Here is a 20,191-nt window from a genome sequence, read left to right on the forward strand (position 1 = left end):
CGCCGCGCGGCGCCCCGCACCCGGTGCGCCTTCACCTATCCGGGTCGGCCCCCGGCCCCGCCGGGCCACGCCCCGGATCCCGCCGGGAGCGAGGTGGACGCCGCCGGGCCCCGCCGCGGCACCCCGAAGGGGGACGCGGGCCGTCACGGACGGAGTCCGGCCCGGACCCCCCCCGGGGCGGACGCGGGCGAAGGGGGCATCGGGGAGGAGAGGAGGCGGGTCGCGGTCGTATCCTGGGGGCGTTTCCGACTACCGAAAGCAGCCGGCCATGCGCGTGTACGTCCCCCTGACCCTGCCCGGGCTCGCCGAGGCGCACCAGGCGGGTGAGCTGGGCCCGGCTCCGCTGCGGGCGTACGCCGTCACCCCCGGACTGCGCGAGTGGTACGTGTCGGACGACATCGAGGAGCTGGAGTACGCCGCCCTGACCCGGGCCGCCGCCGCCTCGCTGCGGATGATCGCCGAGGACGGGACCGCGCCCCCCAAGCGGGTCGTGGTGGCCGTCGACGTGGACGACAAGGCCGCCACCGCCACCCCCGGCGTCGACGAGGCCACGCTCGGCCAGGTGGCCCTCGCCGGGGCCGTACGCCTCTCGGTGGCGGCCGCGGTGCACGTGGACGCCGAAGAGGCCCTGGAGGACGTGAGCGCCGCCGTGGCGGCCGTCGCCGCCGCGGACGGGGGCGACGAGGACGCGCGCTTCACCGTCGACGGTGCCGAGGACCACGAGCTGCTGTGGTTCGGCGTCCAGGAGATCCCGGGGCTGCTGAAGTGAGCGCGGCACCCGAAAGCCCCGCGCCCGCGGCCCCGCACATCGTCTGGGACTGGAACGGCACGCTGCTCCACGACATCGACGCCGTGATAGCAGCCACCAACGCCTCCTTCGCCGAGCTCGGCCTCGCGCCGATCACGCTGGAGCGGTACCGCGAGCTGTACGTCGTACCGGTGCCCAAGTTCTACGAGCGCCTGATGGGCCGGCTCCCCACGGACGCCGAGTGGCTGGTCATGGACGAGGCCTTCCACCGGCACTACTGGGTGGCCGCCGAGGACGCCGGGCTCGCCGAGGGGGCCCGCGAGCTGCTGCGGGACTGGCAGCAGGACGGGCTCACGCAGTCCCTGCTGTCCCTCGCGCCCCACGACAAGCTCGTGCCGCTCGTCCGGGCGCACGGGATCGACACGCACTTCCTGCGCGTCGACGGGCGTACCGGGCCCTCCCACACCACCAAGGCCGGACATCTCGTACGTCATTTGGCGGCCCTGGACGGGACGGGGGTGACGGCCGGCCGTACGGTCCTCATCGGAGACGCCGTGGACGACGCGCTGGCCGCCGCGCACGTGGGCGCGCGAGCCGTCCTCTACACGGGCGGTTCGCACAGCCGGGGCAGTCTGGAATCAGCCGGTGTCCCCGTCGTGGACAGCCTGGCGGACGCCGTACGCACTGCTCGCGAGCTGGCCGGATAGCGACCGGCGCATGAGCGGAGAGCGACCGCGCACCGGCCTGGCACGCATCACCGGGCCGGACCCTGTCCAGAGTGTCAAAGTTACCCCCCCTCTTTTGTACACATACAGCTCATGACGAGCCGGGGGTGGAGCGAGATAGCCTGGTACCCGTGATCAGCGCGATAGTTCTCGGAGGCACCGAAGCCTCCGCCCGGCGCCCGGCGCACCACCGTGCCCGGGCCCTCGCTGATCCCCGCCCCCGGAACATCCTGCCGATCATGGCCGATTTCCTCCCGGTGGGCTCTCTCGACGGCATAGCGTCGATCCCGAACGGACACCGAAACCCCGCCTCGCGGTGCTATGCCATTCCTTCCTTCACCTACGTCACGCAATGGCGCGCGACAGGAGCCAGAGGACATGCAGACCAAGCTGGACGAAGCAAAGGCCGAGCTGCTCGCGCGGGCGGCACGGGTAGCTGAGAACAGCCCGGCCGGGGGGCTACTTCCGACTGGGTCCGAGCAGGGGGAGCGTCCCGACCGGGACACGACTCTCGCCTACCTCCAGCGCTACTACCTGCACACCGCCCCGGAGGACCTGCTCGACCGGGACCCGGTCGACGTGTTCGGGGCGGCGCTCTCGCACTACCGGCTCGCGGAGAACCGTCCGCAGGGCACCGCGAACGTGCGGGTGCACACGCCCACGGTGGAGGAGAACGGCTGGACCTCCAGCCACTCCGTCGTCGAGGTGGTCACCGACGACATGCCGTTCCTCGTGGACTCCGTGACGAACGAGCTGTCCCGCCACGGGCGCGGCATCCACGTCGTGATCCACCCGCAGGTCGTCGTCCGCCGCGACGTCACCGGCAAGCTCATCGAGATCCTCGGCCCCGACTGCGACGCGCACGGTCCCCGCACCGCGCGCCCCCACGACTCCCTCGTCGAGTCCTGGATCCACGTCGAGATCGACCGCGAGACCGACAAGGCCGACCTCAAGCAGATCACCGCCGATCTGCAGCGCGTCCTGTCCGACGTGCGCGAGTCCGTCGAGGACTGGGAGAAGATGCGCGACGCGGCGCTGCGCATCGCCCAGGAGCTCCCCGAGGAGCCGACCGCCCCGGACCTGCGCGAGTACGAGCTCGAAGAGGCCCGCGAGCTGCTGCGCTGGCTCGCCGACGACCACTTCACCTTCCTCGGCTACCGCGAGTACAACCTCGTCGACGGCGACGCCCTGGCCGCCGTGCCCGGCACCGGCCTCGGCATCCTGCGCTCCGACCCGCACCACAGCGGCAAGGACGACGGGCACCCCGTCTCGCCGTCCTTCAACCGGCTGCCGGCCGACGCCCGCGCCAAGGCCCGCGAGCACCGCCTGCTGGTGCTGACCAAGGCCAACAGCCGCTCCACCGTGCACCGCCCCTCGTACCTCGACTACGTCGGCGTCAAGAAGTTCGACGCCGAGGGCAACGTCGTCGGCGAGCGCCGCTTCCTCGGCCTGTTCTCCTCCGCCGCGTACACCGAGTCGGTGCGCCGGGTCCCGGTCATCCGCCGCAAGGTCGCCGAGGTCCTCGAAGTCGCCGGCTTCGCCCCGTCCAGCCACGACGGCCGCGACCTGCTCCAGATCCTGGAGACCTACCCGCGCGACGAGCTGTTCCAGACCCCGGTCGACCAGCTCCAGGCCATCGCCACCTCCGTCCTGTACCTCCAGGAGCGCCGCCGGCTGCGGCTGTACCTGCGCCAGGACGAGTACGGGCGCTACTACTCCGCGCTCGTCTACCTGCCGCGCGACCGGTTCACCACCGGCGTCCGGCTGCGCCTGATGGACATCCTGAAGGAGGAGCTCGGCGGCATCAGCGTCGACTTCACCGCCTGGAACACCGAGTCGATCCTCTCCCGCATCCACTTCGTCGTCCGCGTCCCGCAGGGCACCGAGCTGCCCGTGCTGACCGACGCCGACGTCGAGCGCCTGGAGGGCCGCCTGGTCGAGGCCGCCCGCTCCTGGGCCGACGGCTTCGCCGAGGCGCTCGTGGCCGAACTGGGCGAGGAGCGCGCCGCCGAGCTGCTGCGCAAGTACGGGAACTCCTTCCCCGAGGGCTACAAGGCCGACCACTCGCCGCGCTCGGCCGTGGCGGACCTGTGCCACCTGGAGCGGCTGTCCGCGAGCGACCGCGAGTTCGCGCTGTCGCTGTACGAGCCGGTCGGCGCGGGTCCCGGCGAACGCCGGTTCAAGATCTACCGCACGGGCGAGCAGGTCTCGCTCTCCGCGGTCCTGCCGGTCCTGCAGCGCCTGGGCGTCGAGGTCACCGACGAGCGGCCGTACGAGCTGCGCTGCACCGACCGCACCAACGCGTGGATCTACGACTTCGGTCTGCGGATGCCCCTCGCCAGCGGCAACGGCGACTCCGCAGGGACCGCCAACTACCTCGGCGACGACGCGCGCGAGCGGTTCCAGGACGCCTTCTCGGCGGTCTGGCAGGGCGACGCCGAGAACGACAACTTCAACACCCTGGTGCTGGGCGCCGGACTGACCTGGCGCCAGGCCGTGGTCCTGCGCGCGTACGCCAAGTACCTGCGCCAGGCCGGTGCCACCTTCAGCCAGGACTACATGGAGGACACCCTCCGCAACAACGTCCACACCACCCGGCTGCTGGTCTCCCTCTTCGAGGCCCGGATGTCGCCGGGCCGCCAGTCCGCGGGCACCGAGCTCGTCGACGCGATGCTGGAGGAGCTGGACGGGGCCCTGGACCAGGTCGCCTCGCTGGACGAGGACCGGATCCTGCGGTCCTTCCTCACCCTCATCAAGGCGACGCTGCGCACCAACTTCTTCCAGCTCAACGCCGCGGGCGAGCAGCACTCCTACGTGTCGATGAAGTTCGACCCGCAGGCCATCCCCGACCTGCCGGCGCCGCGTCCGGCCTTCGAGATCTGGGTCTACTCCCCGCGCGTCGAGGGCGTCCACCTGCGCTTCGGCAAGGTCGCCCGCGGTGGCCTGCGCTGGTCCGACCGCCGCGAGGACTTCCGTACGGAGATCCTCGGCCTGGTCAAGGCGCAGATGGTCAAGAACACCGTCATCGTGCCCGTGGGCGCCAAGGGCGGCTTCGTCGCCAAGAACCTCCCCGACCCGTCGGTGGACCGGGACGCCTGGCTCGCCGAGGGCATCGCCTCGTACAAGATCTTCATCTCGGCGCTGCTCGACATCACCGACAACATGGTCGGCGGCGAGGTCGTGCGGCCCAAGGGCGTGGTCCGCCACGACGAGGACGACACCTACCTCGTCGTCGCCGCGGACAAGGGCACCGCGACCTTCTCCGACATCGCCAACGGGGTCGCGGAGTCCTACGGGTTCTGGCTGGGCGACGCCTTCGCCTCCGGCGGCTCGGCCGGCTACGACCACAAGGGCATGGGCATCACCGCCCGCGGCGCCTGGGAGTCCGTCAAGCGGCACTTCCGCGAGCTCGGGCACGACACCCAGACGCAGGACTTCACGGTCGTCGGCGTCGGCGACATGTCCGGCGACGTCTTCGGCAACGGCATGCTGCTCTCCGAGCACATCCGCCTGGTGGCGGCCTTCGACCACCGGCACATCTTCATCGACCCGAACCCGGACGCGGCGACCTCCTACGCCGAGCGGCGGCGCCTGTTCGACCTGCCGCGCTCCTCGTGGGCGGACTACGACAGCTCCCTGCTGTCGGCCGGCGGCGGCATCCACCCGCGCAGCGCGAAGGCCATCCCGGTCAACGCGCAGGTCCGCGAAGCCCTCGGCATCGAGGCCGGCGTCACCAAGATGACCCCGGCCGACCTGATGAAGGCGATCCTGCAGTCCCCGGTGGACCTGCTGTGGAACGGCGGCATCGGTACGTACGTCAAGGCGACGGCCGAGACGCACGCGGACGTCGGCGACAAGGCCAACGACCCCATCCGCGTCAACGGCTCCGACGTGCGGGCCAAGGTCATCGGCGAGGGCGGCAACCTGGGCCTGACCCAGCTCGGCCGCATCGAGTTCGCGCACATCGGCGCCGGCGGCGAGGGCGGCAAGGTCAACACCGACGCCATCGACAACAGCGCGGGCGTGGACACCTCCGACCACGAGGTGAACATCAAGATCCTGCTGAACTCGGTGGTCGCCGACGGGGACCTGACCGTCAAGCAGCGCAACAAGTTCCTCGCCGAGATGACCGACGAGGTCGGCCGTCTGGTGCTGCGCAACAACTACGCCCAGAACGTGGCGCTGGCCAACGGCGCCGCCCAGGCCCCCAGCCTGCTCCACGCCCAGCAGCGCTTCATGCGCCGCCTGGGCCGTGACGGCCTGCTGGACCGCGCTCTGGAGTTCCTGCCCAACGACCGGCAGATCCGCGAGCTGCTCAACAACGGCCGGGGCCTGACCCAGCCGGAGCTGGCCGTCCTGTTCGCCTACACCAAGATCACGGTGGCGGACGAGCTCATCCACACCGAGCTCCCGGACGACCCGTACCTCGACCGCCTGCTGCACGCCTACTTCCCGGGCGCGCTGCTCGCGAAGTTCCCCGAGCAGGTCGACGGGCACGCGCTGCGCCGCGAGATCATCACCACGGTGCTGGTCAACGACACCGTCAACAGCGGTGGTTCGACCTTCCTGCACCGCCTGCGCGAGGAGACCGGAGCCTCCCTGGAGGAGATCGTCCGGGCGCAGCTCGCGGCCCGCGAGATCTTCGGCCTGGCCGGCGTGTGGGACGCGGTCGAGGACCTCGACAACGAGGTCGCCGCCGACGTCCAGACCCGGATCCGGCTGCACTCGCGGCGCCTGGTCGAGCGCGGTACGCGCTGGCTGCTGAACAACCGGCCGCAGCCGCTCCAGATCACCGAGACCATCGAGTTCTTCGCCGAGCGGGTGGAGCGGGTCTGGTCGGACCTGCCGAAGCTGGTGCGCGGCGCGGACCTGGAGTGGTACGAGGCGGTCATGGCCGAGCTGATCGGCGAGGGCGTGCCGGAGGAGCTGGCGGCCAAGGTGGCCGGGTTCTCCTCGGCCTTCCCGACGCTGGACATCGTCGCGATCTCGGACCGTACGGGCGTCGAGCCGCTGGCGGTCGCCGAGGTGTACTACGACCTCGCCGACCGGCTGGACATCACCCAGCTGATGGACCGGATCATCGAGCTGCCGCGGGCCGACCGCTGGCAGTCGATGGCCCGCGCGTCCATCCGCGAGGACCTGTTCTCGGCGCACGCGGCGCTGACCGCGGACGTGCTGGCGGTCGGGAACGGGACCTCGACTCCCGAGGAGCGCTTCAAGGCGTGGGAGGAGAAGAACGCGGCGATCATCGGGCGTGCGCGGACGACTCTGGACGAGATCCAGGGGTCGGACGACTTCGACCTGGCGAACCTGTCCGTCGCCATGCGGACGATGCGGTCGCTGTTGAGGGCGCACGCGTAGCCCTGCGGGGCTTGCGCGGGAACGGGCCGGGCCCGGGACCCTCTTGGGGGTTCCGGGCCCGGCCCGTTCGTGGTCCGGTCCGTTGTGGGCGGGTGCGGGGCCGTTGCCGGGGGCCAGCCCCCGGACCCCCGCTCCTCAAACGCCGGAGGGGCTGGATTTGGCCTGGCGGCGCTGGATTTGGCTGGGGCCGCTGGACCTGGCTGGGCCCGTCAGCGGCTGTTCGTGAATTCCTCGTAGGCGTCGCAGACCTCTTCCGAGGGGCCGTCCATGCGCAGGACGCCCGATTCGAGCCAGATCGCGCGGTCGCAGGTCTCGCGGACCGTGCCGATGCCGTGGCTGACGAGGAAGACGGTGCCGGCCCGTTCGCGGAGCTCCTCGATGCGGGCCTGGCTGCGGCGCTGGAAGGCTGCGTCGCCGGTGGCCAGGGCCTCGTCGATCATCAGGACGTCGTGGTCCTTGGCGGCGGCGATGGAGAAGCGCAGCCGGGCGCCCATGCCGGAGGAGTAGGTGCGCATGGGCAGGGAGATGAAGTCGCCCTTCTCGTTGATGCCGGAGAAGTCGACGATGCCCTGGTAGCGCTCGCGGATCTGTTGTCTGGTCATGCCCATCGCGAGGCCGCCGAGGACCACGTTGCGTTCGCCGGTCAGGTCGTTCATCAGGGCGGCGTTCACGCCGAGCAGCGACGGCTGGCCGTGCGAGAAGATCCGGCCGCGCGCGACCGGCTGGAGGCCGGCGATGGCGGACAGCAGCGTGGACTTGCCCGAGCCGTTGGTGCCGATCAGGCCGATGGCCTCGCCCTTGTACGCGGTGAAGCTGACGCCCTTGACGGCGTGCACCTCGCGGATGCCGGGGGCGGGCTTGCGGGAGAAGATCCGGCTCAGGGCCGCGGTGGCGCCGCCCTTGCGGCCGCCCGAGCCGTGCACCTTGTAGATCACGTGGACCTCGTCGGCGATGACGGTCGGGATCCGGGTTTCGATGGCCGGTGCCGGTGCCGGTGCGGTGGGGGTTGCGGTGTCAGCCACGGCCGTACTCCTCCTCTGCCTTCCAGAAGAAAACGAACCCGCCGACGCCGACGACCAGGGCCCAGCCCAGGGCGATCAGCCAGACGTGCGGGGGGAGCTGGCTCGCCGTGTAGGTGTCGATGAGCGCGAAGCGCATCAGGTCGATGAAGACGGCGGCGGGGTTGAGCTTGAGGGCCATCGAGACCCAGTGCGGCAGGTGGTCCGTGCTGAGCATCTGGTCGATCGACCACATGACGCCCGAGGCGTACATCCAGGTCCGCAGGACGAAGGGCATCAGCTGGCTGACGTCCGGGCTCTTCGCCCCGATCCTCGCCATGATCATGGCGCAGCCGGCGCAGAAGGCGGCCATGAGGAAGAGGGTGGGGAAGGCGAGCAGCCAGTTCGGGGTGGGGGTCTGGCCGAAGATCAGCAGCAGGATGATCAGCGCGCCCATGGTGACCAGTAGCTGCTGGAAGAGCTGGACCACCGTGGACAGCGGCAGCGAGGCGCGCGGGAAGTGCAGGGCGCGCACCAGGCCGAGGTTGCCCTGGACGGAACGGGTGGCGGCGTTGATGCAGCTTCCGATGAAGTCCCAGACGAAGACGCCGGTGATCAGGAACGGCAGGTAGTTCGGCACGTTGTGGCTGGCGTGCATGACGATGCCGAAGATGAAGTAGTAGACGGCCGCGTTGAGCAGCGGCGTCACCAGGTGCCAGACCTGGCCGAGGCTCGCCTCGCTGTACTGGGCGTGCATCCGGGCGGTGGCGTACGCGGTCACGAAGTGGCGCCGGCCCCAGAGCTGCGCGACGTAGCGGGGGAGGGTGGGGCGGGCGCCGCTGAGGGTCAGGTCGTGGGCCGCCGCCAGTTCGGCGATGGGGTCCGGGGCCTTGTCCTTGGCGCTGCTCCTGGGCTTCGCCGGAGCGGGGGCCGGTGGCGCGGTGGTCACTGTCACGGGGTTCGCTTTCGACGGGGTCGGGGCGTCGGCTGGCGATGGGACGGGTCCGTATCGTCGCTACGGTGAGGGTAGGTCGTTCGACGTCGGAACGCAACCGTATCGTCGTCGCGGGTTATGCTCTGCTTATGACGCCTGAGCCTGCTGCCGCCGCCACCCCTGCCCCCGCCACCCGTAGAGCCCCCGCCGGGGCCGCCGTTCTCCGTGAGGACGTGACCGAGGCGATCCGGGCGGCCGTGGTCGAGGAGCTCGCCACCGTGGGCTTCGCACGGATGTCGATCGAGGGCATCGCGCGGCGGGCGGGCGTCGGGAAGACGGCCGTGTACCGCCGGTGGAAGTCGAAACTGCACCTGGTGCTGGACCTGGTGGGCGCCTTCGCCGTGGACGGCCTGCCGGTGCCGTCGACCGGGTCGCTCTACGGGGACGTACGGGCGCTGCTGGAGGTGATGTCACACGTGCTGCGGCATCCGGTGGCCTCGGCGGTGATCCCCGACCTGCTGGTCGAGGCGGCGCGGAATCCGGAGATCGCGGATGCGGTGCGGGGGGCTCTGCTGGAGGGGCAGCGGCGGATGGCGGAGGGGATCATCTCCGAGGCGGTGTCGCGCGGCGAGCTTCCCGTGGGGGTGGATGCGGGGAGGGCGCTCGATCTGGCGATCGGGCCGCTGTACTGGCGGCAGGTGGTCGTGCGGGATGCCGTCCCGGGGGGATATCTGGACGACCTCGCGCGGTCGGTGGTCGCCGGGCTGACGGCCGGCAGCGCCTGACCCGTCCGGCGGGTCGGCCGAGGGGGTGCGGCCCTGCGGGGCGGAGTTCCCCTACCCGCCCTTCCACCGTTCCCCGGGCTGCGCCCGGACCCCCCTGGGGCTCCGCCCCGGACCCCGCGCCTCAAACGCCGGCGGGGCTGGAATTATCCAGCCCCGCCGGCGTTTTGAGGCCCGGTTACGGCCAGCGGGACGTGGTCAGGTGGGCCAGGGTGGGTTCCGGGGTGGCTGAGGGGGCCGGTGGGGTGGGGCGGCGGTCTTCCAGGGGGGTGATGGGGGCCGTGGGCTGGCTCAGGAAGACGCGGCGGACCACGCGCTCCGCCGCCTGGCCGTCGTCGTGCGTGCAGAACCGGGTCCGGAAGGACGCGCGGAGCTGCGCGGAGCGCGAGCCCTGCCAGTGGCCGGTGGAGAAGATGTCCACCAGCTCGTCCTCGGTGCGGGCGATCGCGCCCGGGGGGAAGGCGCGCAGGTCGAAGTACGTGCCGCGGGAGGCCTCGTACGCCTCCCAGTCGTCCGCGTGGATCACGATCGGGCGGTCCAGGGCCGCGTAGTCGAACATGAGTGACGAGTAGTCCGTCACGAGCGCGTCCGAGGCCAGGCAGAGTTCCTCCACCGAGGGGTGGGAGGAGACGTCCAGGAGGCGCGGGTGGGGGTCGGGGGCGGGTGAGCCCGCGTACGTGAGGTGGGTGCGGGTCAGGATCGTGTAGCGCGGGCCCAGGTCGCGCAGGATGCGGTCGAAGTCCGGGTGGGCCGGGCGGCTGCGCCGGTAGTCACGGTGGGTCGGTGCGTACAGGATCGCCGTGGAGCCCGGCGGGATGCCGAGGCGTTCGCGCAGTTCCAGGACGTCCGCCTGCGTGGCCCGGTGGAACACGTCGTTGCGGGGGTAGCCGTACTCCAGCGTGGTGTACGAGGACGGGACCGCCTTCTCCCAGACGAGCGTGGAGTGGCGGTTCGAGGAGAGCAGGTAGTCCCACTGGTCCGCGCCGCGGAGCAGGCCCGCGAAGTCCGTGGTGGGGGTGGCCGCCGGGCGGTCCTGGAGGTCGAGGCCGACCCGCTTGAGCGGGGTGCCGTGCTGGGTCTGGAGGAGGATCTGGCCCGGGCGCTTGACCAGGGTGCGGTCGAAGTTGACGTTCGTGACGAGGTAGGTGGCGCGGGCCAGGGCCGTCCAGTACGCCGCCGAGCCCGGGCGGAGCGGGGTGGTGCCGCGGGGCAGGGTCGAGGCGTGCGCGGGATCGCAGATCCAGGCCGTCCGCATGCGCGGGGCGAGTTCGCGCAGCTTGGCCTCGATCGCCGCCGGGTTGCAGGCGTAACCGCCGTGCCAGTACGCGGAGAAGACCGCCAGCTCCGGGCGGAGCGGGAGCAGGCGCTGAGCGCGGTAGTGCAGGCGCAGGACGCTCTCGCGCAGGCCCCGGCCCAGGGTGGCTCCGGCGCGGCCCGCGGTGAGCGAGGCCGAGCGGAGCAGGGAGAGGACGCGGTACGCGCGCCTCGTGCCCAGCCGCATCAGGAGGTGGCGGGTGCGGTCGGTGCGGCTCAGGGACAGCGGCCGGGGGCCCGGCACCCGGTAGCGGCGCAGCAGGGCCGAGGCCCGGGCGAAGAACTCGGCGCGGGCGGCGCGCGGGAGCCGGCGCGGGTCCGCGTACAGGGCGCAGAAGTGCTCGGCCATCCGCCGGTGCACGGCGGGCCGCCAGCGCTCCAGCTCGGGGCGGGTGGCGAGGTAGCCGAAGACGCGGTCGTACTGGTCGAAGACGTCCAGGTGGCGGCGGGTGGACGTGGTCAGGATCGAGCCCGTGCGGCGCTGGCGGTAGTGCACGCAGACCCGGTCGAGGACGGCGACCGACTCCGCCGCCAGGAGCGCCGGGTAGGTCCAGGGGGTGTCCTCGTAGAAGCCGGGCGGGAAGGAGAGGCCCTCGCGCTCCACGTACTCGCGGCGGTAGGCCTTGTTCCACACCACCATCAGCATGCCGAGGAGGGCGGGGCGGTCGGCGAGGCGGAAGCTGGCCGGGCCCTCCTCGGAGAGGCGGTGGGACTGGCTGTTGCGGACCAGCTCGCCGGTCCAGTAGGTGCGCGCGTAGTCGTAGACGAGGACGTCCGGGGAGCCGGTGGCCTTCAGCCGGTCGGTGATGGCCTGCAGGGCGCCGGGGGCCAGGGTGTCGTCGCCGTCGAGGAAGAGCACGTAGTCGCCGGTGGCCCGGGACAGGCCCGCGTTGCGGGCCGGGCCCAGGCCCAGGTTGTGCGCCAGGTGCACGGCGGTGACCCGGGGGTCGCGGGCCGCGCATTCGTCGATGATCGAACCGCAGGCGTCCGGGGAGGCGTCGTCGACCACGATCAGTTCGAGATCCGGGTACGACTGGGTCAGGACCGAGTCCAGACTCTCCTGGAGGTACGCCTGGACCTTGTACGCGGGCACGATGACGCTGAACCGGGGCACGGCACATCCAGGGGTCGGCGCGGGCATATGGCCCAGGAACCCCCGGCGTGGTGATCGGGTTACGCAGGGTGCGGCATTCGGGTTACGGAGCGTCAACCACGCACGTCAATGCCGTGATCCACACCGCCCTGCGTGATCCACACCGCTCTACTTGATCGCTCCCGCCATCACCCCCGAGACGAACTGCCGCTGGAAGGCGAAGAAGACGACGAGCGGCACCACCATCGACAGGAAGGCGCCGGGCGCCAGCACGTCGATGTTGTTCCCGAACTGCCGCACCTGCTGCTGGAGCGCGACCGTGACGGGCGGGTGCGCCGAGTCCGCGAAGACCAGGGCGACCAGCATGTCGTTCCACACCCACAGGAACTGGAAGATGCCGAGCGAGGCGATCGCCGGACCGCCCAGCGGCAGCACCACCCGTGCGAACAGCCGCAGTTCGCCCGCCCCGTCGAGACGGGCCGCCTCCAGCAGCTCGCGCGGGATCTCCGCGAAGAAGTTGCGCAGCAGGAACACGGCGAACGGCAGCCCGAAGGCGGTGTGGAAGAGGACCACGCCCGCCGTGGTCTCGAACAGGCCGATGGAGCCGAAGAGTTCGGAGACCGGGATCAGCGCCACCTGGACGGGTACGACGAGCAGCGCGACCACGATCAGGAACAGCCAGTCGCGGCCGGGGAACTCCAGCCAGGCGAAGGCGTATCCGGCGAACGCCCCCAGCGCCAGGACGAGCAGGGTCGCCGGGACGGCGATGGCCGCCGTGTCGATCAGCGAGCCCGTGACGGTCTCGTTGGCCAGCAGCCGCTCGTAGTTGTCGGCCGTCAGCCGGGAGGGCGCCGTCAGCGCCTGCCACCAGCCGCCGTCGTTCAGCGCGGTGGGGGAGAGGAAGGAGGAGACCAGCAGCCCGAGCGTCGGCAGCAGCCAGAACAGGCCCGCGAGGACCAGGAAGACGCGCAGCGCCCCGCCGGCCGCCCGGGCGGCGAGGGACCGCGCGGTGGGTGGTGTGCTCATCGGCGGGCCTCCCGGCGCATCCGGCGGATGTTGTAGGCCATGACGGGAGCCACGAGCACCAGCAGCAGCACCGCGATGGCACTGCCCAGCCCCGGATCGGCGTCCGTGCCGAAGGAGGTCCGGTACAGCTGGAGCGCCAGGACGTTGGCGTCGTCCTGCACGGCGCCCGGGGCGATCACGAAGACCAGGTCGAAGACCTTCATGACGTTGATGACGAGGGTCACCAGCACGACGGCCAGGACGGGCGCCAGCAGCGGCACGGTGATCCGCCGCAGCACCTGCCACTCGCTCGCCCCGTCCACCCGCGCCGCCTCCAGCAGTTCGCGCGGTACGGCGGCCAGCCCGGCCCCGATCAGCACCATCGCGAACCCGGCCCACATCCACACGTAGGCACCGATCACCGCCGGGGTCACCAGGGTCGGGCCGAGCCACTCGACGCCCCCGTAGGCCTCCCGGAAGTTCGAGGCAGGCAGCCGCAGCAGGGCGCCGTCGGCCGCGGCGGACAGGGTGAAGGTGCCGTCGGCCCGGGTCCGCGCCGAGTCGACGACCCGGCCGTCCTTGACCGCCTCGACGCGCAGCCCCGACAGGGCGGACTCGGTGGGGTCGACCGTGTTCGTCGTACCGCCCCCGCCCCGGGTGAAGTCCTGCCAGGCCGTGCCGGTGACCTTCCCGGGTCCGGGGGCTGCCGCCTTCGCCGTGGCGGTGCCCTCGGGCAGGGCCTCGGGGGCGATCCCGACCAGCGGGAGGAGCGCCGGCACGCCCGCCCGTACCGGATCGCGGGTCACGTACGCGCCCCCGTCGGCCGGGAGCAGCGGCGAGTCCCGGCCGGGGCGGGCCTTGGGGAAGGCGGAGGACTCGGCGAAGGTGTCGTGCACGCCGACCCAGACGGCGTTGGCCACGCCCCGGTCGGGGTCGGCGTCGTAGACGAGCCGGAAGATGATGCCCGCCGCGAGCATCGAGATGGCCATCGGCATGAAGACGATCAGCTTGAAGGCCGTTCCCCAGCGCACCCGTTCGGTCAGCACGGCGAAGAGCAGACCGAGCGCGGTGGCGGTGACCGGGGCCAGCACCACCCAGATCGCCGTGTTCCCGAGCGCGGTGCGGATCGTGTCGTCGCGCAGGATCTCCCCGTAGTTCCCGGCGCCCACGAACTCCTCGCCGGAGCGGTCGAAGAAGCTGCGGTAGAGCGAGTAGCCGATGGGGTGCACGACGAGCGCGCCGAGCAGGACGAGGGAGGGGAGGAGGAACGCCGCGGCGGTCAGCCGGCGGCGCCGGGTCTCCTTGGCCTTCGGGGAGCGGGGGCCGGTGGCGGGGCCCGCCACCGGGGTGGTCGCGGGGGAGGCCATCGGGATCAGTTCCCGTAGGCCTTGGCCGCGTCCGCCTCCAGCCTCGCCTGCGTCCCCGCGATGTCGGCCGGGTTCGCCAGGAAGTCCTGGAGCGCCTTCCACTCGCCCGCGCCCGGGGTCCCGCCGAAGGCCGCCGGAGCCTGGTCCGACATGTCGAAGCGGAAGTTGTCGCCCGCCGCGATCAGGGCCTCGGCGATGCCGCGCTGGATGTCGTTCGGGTACGCGTCCGGTGCGAGCGCCTTGTTCGGGGAGAGGAAGCCGCCCTCACGGGCATGGATCCGCGCCGCGTCCACCGAGGCCAGGAACGTCAGCAGCGCCTGCGCGCCCTTGGAGGCCTTCAGCGCGACCGCCACGTCCCCGCCCGAGACCACCGGCGCCTTGGCGCCGACCGCCGGGAAGGGGAAGACCAAAGCGTCCGTGCCCACCTTCGCGTCCGTCTGGGCGATGTTGACCGCCACGAAGTCGCCCTCGTAGACCATCGCGGCGGCCGGCCGGTCGCCGCCGGTGAAGGTCTGCGTCACCGACTTCGGGAACTCGGTCGCCAGCGCCCCGCTCTGGCCGCCCGCCAGGAAGTCCTTGCGGCCGAACAGCTCGGCGAGCGAGGTCAGCGCCTGCTTCACGCTGTCGTCCGTCCACTTGAGCTCGTGCTTGGCCAGCTGGTCGTACTTCTCCGGGCCCGCCTGCGAGAGGTAGACGTTCTCGAACCAGTCGGTCAGGGTCCAGCCGTCGGCCCCCGCCACCGAAACCGCCGGGGTACCGGACGCGGACAGGGTGTCGGCGGCCGTCAGCAGCTCCTTCCAGGTCGCCGGGGGCCGTACGCCCGCCGCCTCGAAGGCCTTCGCGTTGTACCAGATCAGCGACTTGTTGGCGGCCTTGTAGTAGACGCCGTACTGGGTGCCGTCGACCGCGCCCAGCTTCTTCCAGCCGGGCGAGTAGTTCTGGTCCAGCTGGGCCTGCGCGTCGGCGCCGACCGGCTGCGCCCACTTGTTCTTGACCGCCGCGACCAGCGCCCCGACCTGCGGGAGCAGCGCCACGTCCGGCGGGGCGCCGCCCGCGATCTTGGAGCCGAGGAAGGTGACGATCGGGTCCTGCGCCGGGACGAAGGTGACCGTGGCGCCCGTCCGCCGCTCGAACTCCTTCAGGACCTTGACGAAGTTCGCCTGTTCCGCGCCCGTCCAGACGGCGGCGACCTCCAGCTTCTCCCCGTCGAGACGGGGTAACGCGACGGACGGCCCGCCCGAGGTGTCGGGGCCGTCCGTGCCCTTCGCCGGCTCCTTGCCGTCGCCGCCGCACGCGCTGAGCGCCAGCGCGCCCACCACGGCCAGGGCGGCCCACGTGTGCCGTCGGCGCTGGGATGTCCGGAGTGTCGTGCGGCTCGTTCCGTGCTTGCGCATGGCGGTGCCCCCGATGCCTCGCTGGCGATGGTGTGTCCCGTGCCACAAGGTCTACGCCGCCCCGCCCGCCCCCGCAATACCGCCTCGCGGCGTACGGGGGTGGGCGGAGGACCGCTCGGGGGCCGGTCAGGGGGCAGGTCGGCGGCGGCCCGGACGCCGGTTCAGGGCGCCGGCGGGAACAGCACCGGTACCGCCGACACCAGGTGCGAGGCCCGGTCCAGGGCGCTGGCCAGGAGCGCCAGGTCGGTCGGGCCGTTGCCCAGCTCGCGGACCGGGCGACGGGCCGGCGGATCGCCCATCCGCTCCCACTCCACCGGCACCACCGTCGGCCGCAGCGTGGCCGTCCGGGGGATCCGGCCGGTGACCCGGCCGCCCTGGAACGCAACCGTGCGCCCGTCGGCGTACCGGAGCACGCCCCGGCCCGGCCCCGGCTGGTCGGGGGCGTCGAGCTCCACGCGCAGGGTCGTGAGCCGGGCCAGCTCGGTGTCGGCCGTCCGGTCCGGGCGGGCACTGGTGGCCACCAGGTGCACCCCGAGCCGGGCTCCCTCGCGGGCCACCGCCTCCAGCGCGCGGACCACCGAACCGGCGGCGGGCCGGCCCGTACTGCCCAGGCCCGGCGCGACCAGCGCGTCGAAGTCGTCCACGAGCACGACGAGGCGCGGCAGCGGGCTGGGCCCGGCCGCCGGATCGGTACGGGTGGCCGAGGAGCGCAGCCGCAGGGTGCCGGAACGCTGGGGTTCGAGATCGCCGCGCAGCTCGCCGGGGGTGGGCTGGCGGGGGGAGACCATCCGGTCGGAGACCTCGCGCACGGCGTGCCACTCGGAGAACGGCACCCCGTCCAGGAGCTCGGACCGCCGCTTCAGCTCGGCGCCCAGCGCCTGCGCGAACTCCCGCATCCGCAGCGGGTCCGAGGCGACCAGGTGCGCCGAGACGTGCGGCAGCTCCGTACAGGGCAGCAGGCCGTCGCCGCGCTCGCCGCCGGCCCCGTCGAGCAGGACCAGGCCGAGCCGGTCGGGACGGGCGGCCGCCGACAGGGAGGCCGCCACGGAGCGCAGCAGTTCCGTACGGCCGCTGCCGGCGGGTCCCTCGATCAGCACGTGCGGCCCGTCGGTGACCAGTTCGGCGCCCACCGGCCCGCGCCGACCGGTGCCGAGGACTATCTCCGCGAGCCCGCCGACGCGCTGCCCCTGGTCGGTGGAGGCGGCCCAACGGGCCATCAGCGAAGCCGGGGTGGCCCGGGCCAGCCCCAACTCGTCGAGCAGGCGGGAGGTCTGTGGCAGGTTTGCGGCGGCCGGCCGGTAACCGCCCTCCGTGACCGGGGAGTCGGCCTTGAGCGGGGCCAGGGCGCGGGCGAACCGCTCCGCCCAGGCCGCCGACACGGCGTCCGCCGTGGCCGTACCACCGGACCCGGTCGGTGCGCCGCCCGAGACCGCGAAGGTCCGTACGGTCGTGGCCACATCACCGCTGAGCAGGGCAGCGGCCCGGCAGTCCCGGAAGGCGGGGGCGGCCGCGCAGGCCGCCTCGTAGGTCTCGGCGACGGGCGACGCGGGCGTCGCGGCCGGAGCCTCGGCCAGGACCAGCACGTGGATCCCGGCGGCCGGCCCGTGCGAGGTCAGCCGGCCGGTGATGTCCCGCAGCGCCCCGGGGCCGGGGTCCCCGTCGAGGACCAGGAGGGTGTACGGGCCCCGGTAGGCGTACGAGGCCTCGCGCACCGCGTCCGCGCCGGCCGTGGCCCAGTGGGTGCCGAGGGGGCCGTCGTCGAGCCGCCGGGTCAGCTCCCCGGCACGGGCGGCCGCCTGATCGCGGTCGTACGCGAGCAGCAGCCGGCAGTCCTGCCCGTGTGCCGGGCGTACGTGGGGCAGCCAGCCGAGCCAGCCCCAGTCACGGCGGCGTTCGGCGAGCGGGCGGGCCCGGTCGGTGGAGACCAGCACGATCTCCAGGCGCTGGCCGGGGGCGTGCAGGGCCGCCAGCCGTGCGATGACGGAGCGGGCCACACCGGTCAGCCGGGCCCGGGGTCCGGCGATCCCGAGCGCGCCGGTCTCGCGGAGCGCGACCTCGCTGCCCGCGCCGAGCGTGACGTCGAGCCCGGCCGGGCCGGCCCACAGCCGCGGGGCCGGCCCCAGGGCGGTGAGCAGCAGGGCCGCGGGATCGTCGGAGCCGGGCCGCGCGGTGACGGCGGCCGCGGGCTCGGCGACCGCCTCCACCTCGGCGGCATCCGCCCCGCGCACCCACTTGCGCGCCCAGGCGCCGATGCCGCGACGCCCTGCGCGGCGGGGTTCGGCCTCGCGGACCGCCTCGGGCTCCTCCCAGCCGCCCGCGCCGTGATGCTCGACCCCGGTCCGCTGCCCGGGCCCGGGCCCGGCGTGACGGTACGGGTCGGCGGCGCTGCTTCCGTGGGCTCCGGCGTACGGGTCCGCGGCGCTGCTTCCGCCGTGGGCTGCTCCGGCATACGGGCCTGCGGCTCCGCCTTCGTGCTGTGCTCCGGCGTACGGGTCCGCCGCTCCGCCCCCGTGGGCCGCTCCCGCGTACGGGCCTGCGGCTCCGGCCGGGTGCGGCGCTGCGGCGTGCCGCCCGGGGGTGCTGTCGGGGTGTGCCGCGCCGGCCTGCTGCCCGGGGGCTGCGCCGGGGTGCCGCCCGGGGGAGTGGTCGGGGTGCGGTGCTCCGGCGTGCCGCCCCGGGGTTGCTCCGGGGTGTTCCGCGCCGCCGTAGGGGCCCGTGGCGCCCGGGGCTGCGCCCGGGTGTGCCGGTCCGCCGTACTGGCCGGCGGCGCCGGAACGGTCGGGGACCGGGTGGTGTCCGGTGCCCGGGGCGCCGGTTCCTGACCCGGACCGGGAGCCCGACCCGGGCCTGGCGATGCGGCCGGCCCGCTGCGGGTCGGCGTCGCCGCCCTGGCCGGCCTCGCCGTACGGCCAGGGGTCCGGGGAAGCGGAGCCGGACGCGTTCCAGCCGCCTCCGGTGTGGTGTTCGGTGCCCCGGGCGGCCGGGACCGCTCCGGCGCCGCCGTCCCGGTGCCCCGCGGGCGCGCCCGGGGTCCCGTACCCGGGCCGGCCGGGGTCGGGGGCGGAGCCCCCGTTTCGGGGAGGGGCGGGGTGGGGGATCTGTCCTTGCGCTCCCAGGCTCTGCCCGTCGCCGGGGTACGCCCCACGGCTCCGGGCGCCGCCGTCGGAGTGCGACCCCGCCGGACTGCCTGGCGCAGCGCCGGTCCAGGCTCCGCCGGAGGCGCCGCCGTCGGGGTAGGACCCGGCCGCGGGGCCCGACGTAGCGCCGGTCCAGGCTCCGCCGGGATGCGACCCGGCCCCGGTGCCGTGCGTGGCGCCGCTCCAGGCTTCGCCGGGGCCGCCGGGGTGGGACCCCGCCGCGGTGCCCGGCGTAGCGCCGCCCTCGGCGTGTGCCCCCGCCTCCGGGGTCGGCGCGTCGGGAGCGGGGTGGCCCGGGAGGGAGACCGAGAGGTGGCCCTCCAGGTCCGGGGTGAGGGGGAGCGGGGTGGGGGCCGGGCCCATGGCCAGGCGGAGCGTGGATTCGCCGACGCGCAGCAGCGCCCCCGGCGCGAGCGCCACCCGCTCCGCGCCGACCACCGCGCCGTCGAGCGTGGTGCCGTTCGTCGACCCGAGGTCGGCCACCGCCACCCGCCCGTCGGGGAGCACCGTCACGGTGCAGTGCAGGCGGGACACGTCCGGATCGTCCAGCGGGACGTCCGCGTCGGCCGAGCGTCCGATCCGGATCGCCCCGGGGTGCAGCAGGTGCACCCCGCCGGCGTCCGGCCCGGCCACGACGTGCAGCTGCGGCCCGTCGCCGAGGGCGTTCGCGGCCGCGGTCCCGTCCGTCCGGACGTCGGGGCCGGGCACGTTCAGCGACAGCACCGCCCCGTCCACGAGCGGCGGCTCGCCGAGCGCGCAGCGCGCGGGGTCCAGGCGCTCCGTACCGGCGTACAGCACGACCGTGCCACCGGTGTCGGGTCCGCCGACGGTCGCCGCGAGCCCGGAGGCCACCGCGGACAGGGCGGTCCCGGCGGGCGCGGTGACGAGCACGTCACAGCTCGCCGGTGCACCTCCTCCGCCGGTACCCCCGCCGGAGGCGGTCGCGGTGGCGGTCTGGTGGCCGCTGCGCGACCCCGACCCAAGGACGGTCAGCCGGATCTGCATCGCCGTCAGCGGTCCCTTCTGCGCGGTGCGCGGTGTGTGCGCCCGGCAGGGACCTGCTGGACGATCACCCGTGCCCGTTCGCACGTGGTGCCCGCCCGTCCGCCCCCACCCGGCACGGACGCGTCGTCCGGTCAGGTCTGCCCGGAAGGCGGGGCTCCCGTCCCGGCCGTTCCGTACGGGTGCATCCTCGCACCTGTCGTCCTCAACACGCCCGCCACCCACCGGGAAGTGATCTTGATCGGTCGCGGACCGGCGCCGGACCTGCAAGCGGGCCGATCGGATATCGACAGGATGGCGGGGAAAATCGCCCCCGGCATACGCCGCAAAC

Annotated in this window: 11 protein-coding genes; 4 read left to right on the forward strand and 7 right to left on the reverse strand. The window is 73.4% G+C overall.

Annotated features, from left to right (window positions below):
* Positions 1 to 268 precede the first annotated feature (268 nt).
* The 3 genes from OG898_RS16775 to OG898_RS16785 all read left to right on the forward strand — a co-directional run bounded on the left by OG898_RS16775 (position 269) and on the right by OG898_RS16785 (position 6,834).
* Complete coding sequence (locus tag OG898_RS16775) at positions 269 to 769, forward strand: hypothetical protein (protein ID WP_250751051.1); 501 nt, start codon at positions 269 to 271, stop codon at positions 767 to 769.
* Positions 766 to 1,455: an HAD family hydrolase gene (locus tag OG898_RS16780; RefSeq protein ID WP_250751052.1), complete on the forward strand. Its 690-nt coding sequence runs from the start codon at positions 766 to 768 to the stop codon at positions 1,453 to 1,455. Before OG898_RS16775 ends, OG898_RS16780 begins: the two co-directional genes overlap by 4 nt.
* 396 nt (positions 1,456 to 1,851) lie before the next feature.
* Positions 1,852 to 6,834 carry an NAD-glutamate dehydrogenase gene (locus OG898_RS16785; RefSeq protein ID WP_250751054.1) on the forward strand — a complete coding sequence of 1,661 codons (4,983 nt, stop codon included), beginning with the start codon at positions 1,852 to 1,854 and terminating at the stop codon, positions 6,832 to 6,834.
* A 209-nt stretch (positions 6,835 to 7,043) separates the two neighbouring features.
* Here the strand turns inward: OG898_RS16785 and OG898_RS16790 are convergent, their stop codons facing one another.
* Both OG898_RS16790 and OG898_RS16795 read right to left on the reverse strand, forming a co-directional pair.
* Positions 7,044 to 7,856: an ABC transporter ATP-binding protein gene (locus OG898_RS16790; RefSeq protein ID WP_266957746.1), complete on the reverse strand. Its 813-nt coding sequence runs from the start codon at positions 7,854 to 7,856 to the stop codon at positions 7,044 to 7,046.
* Entirely contained in the window at positions 7,849 to 8,709 is an 861-nt protein-coding gene (locus OG898_RS16795) for an ABC transporter permease (protein WP_266960290.1), read from the reverse strand. The genes OG898_RS16790 and OG898_RS16795 overlap by 8 nt, the downstream gene beginning before the upstream one ends.
* 206 nt (positions 8,710 to 8,915) lie before the next feature.
* Here OG898_RS16795 and OG898_RS16800 point away from each other — a divergent pair, with 206 nt between their 5' ends.
* Positions 8,916 to 9,551 carry a TetR/AcrR family transcriptional regulator gene (locus OG898_RS16800; protein ID WP_250751058.1) on the forward strand — a complete coding sequence of 212 codons (636 nt, stop codon included), beginning with the start codon at positions 8,916 to 8,918 and terminating at the stop codon, positions 9,549 to 9,551.
* Between the two features lie 175 nt (positions 9,552 to 9,726).
* Here the strand turns inward: OG898_RS16800 and OG898_RS16805 are convergent, their stop codons facing one another.
* The 5 genes from OG898_RS16805 to OG898_RS16825 form a co-directional block, all read right to left on the reverse strand.
* Positions 9,727 to 12,003, reverse strand: coding sequence for a bifunctional glycosyltransferase family 2 protein/CDP-glycerol:glycerophosphate glycerophosphotransferase (locus OG898_RS16805; protein ID WP_250751059.1), 2,277 nt, complete (start codon positions 12,001 to 12,003; stop codon positions 9,727 to 9,729).
* A 120-nt stretch (positions 12,004 to 12,123) separates the two neighbouring features.
* Positions 12,124 to 12,981, reverse strand: coding sequence for a carbohydrate ABC transporter permease (locus OG898_RS16810; protein WP_266957749.1), 858 nt, complete (start codon positions 12,979 to 12,981; stop codon positions 12,124 to 12,126).
* Positions 12,978 to 14,327, reverse strand: a complete 1,350-nt coding sequence (locus OG898_RS16815; protein WP_250751061.1) for a carbohydrate ABC transporter permease — start codon at positions 14,325 to 14,327, stop codon at positions 12,978 to 12,980. The genes OG898_RS16810 and OG898_RS16815 overlap by 4 nt, the downstream gene beginning before the upstream one ends.
* A 5-nt stretch (positions 14,328 to 14,332) precedes the next feature.
* Positions 14,333 to 15,721 carry an ABC transporter substrate-binding protein gene (locus tag OG898_RS16820; RefSeq protein ID WP_250751063.1) on the reverse strand — a complete coding sequence of 463 codons (1,389 nt, stop codon included), beginning with the start codon at positions 15,719 to 15,721 and terminating at the stop codon, positions 14,333 to 14,335.
* Positions 15,722 to 15,882: 161 nt separating this feature from the next.
* Complete coding sequence (locus OG898_RS16825) at positions 15,883 to 19,863, reverse strand: FHA domain-containing protein (protein WP_266957751.1); 3,981 nt, start codon at positions 19,861 to 19,863, stop codon at positions 15,883 to 15,885.
* Positions 19,864 to 20,191: the final 328 nt, after the last annotated feature.

It is taken from the genome of Streptomyces sp. NBC_00193 (genome assembly GCF_026342735.1).
Classification (GTDB): Bacteria; Actinomycetota; Actinomycetes; order Streptomycetales; family Streptomycetaceae; genus Streptomyces; species Streptomyces stoeckheimensis.

Coding starts and splice junctions, on each gene's coding strand:
- OG898_RS16800 (WP_250751058.1), top strand. CDS start 8,916: ATGACGCCTGAGCCTGCTGCCGCCGCCACCCCTGCCCCCGCCACCCGT.
- OG898_RS16785 (WP_250751054.1), top strand. CDS start 1,852: ATGCAGACCAAGCTGGACGAAGCAAAGGCCGAGCTGCTCGCGCGGGCG.
- OG898_RS16815 (WP_250751061.1), bottom strand. CDS start 14,327: ATGGCCTCCCCCGCGACCACCCCGGTGGCGGGCCCCGCCACCGGCCCC.
- OG898_RS16810 (WP_266957749.1), bottom strand. CDS start 12,981: ATGAGCACACCACCCACCGCGCGGTCCCTCGCCGCCCGGGCGGCCGGC.
- OG898_RS16825 (WP_266957751.1), bottom strand. CDS start 19,863: ATGCAGATCCGGCTGACCGTCCTTGGGTCGGGGTCGCGCAGCGGCCAC.
- OG898_RS16820 (WP_250751063.1), bottom strand. CDS start 15,721: ATGCGCAAGCACGGAACGAGCCGCACGACACTCCGGACATCCCAGCGC.
- OG898_RS16805 (WP_250751059.1), bottom strand. CDS start 12,003: ATGCCCGCGCCGACCCCTGGATGTGCCGTGCCCCGGTTCAGCGTCATC.
- OG898_RS16775 (WP_250751051.1), top strand. CDS start 269: ATGCGCGTGTACGTCCCCCTGACCCTGCCCGGGCTCGCCGAGGCGCAC.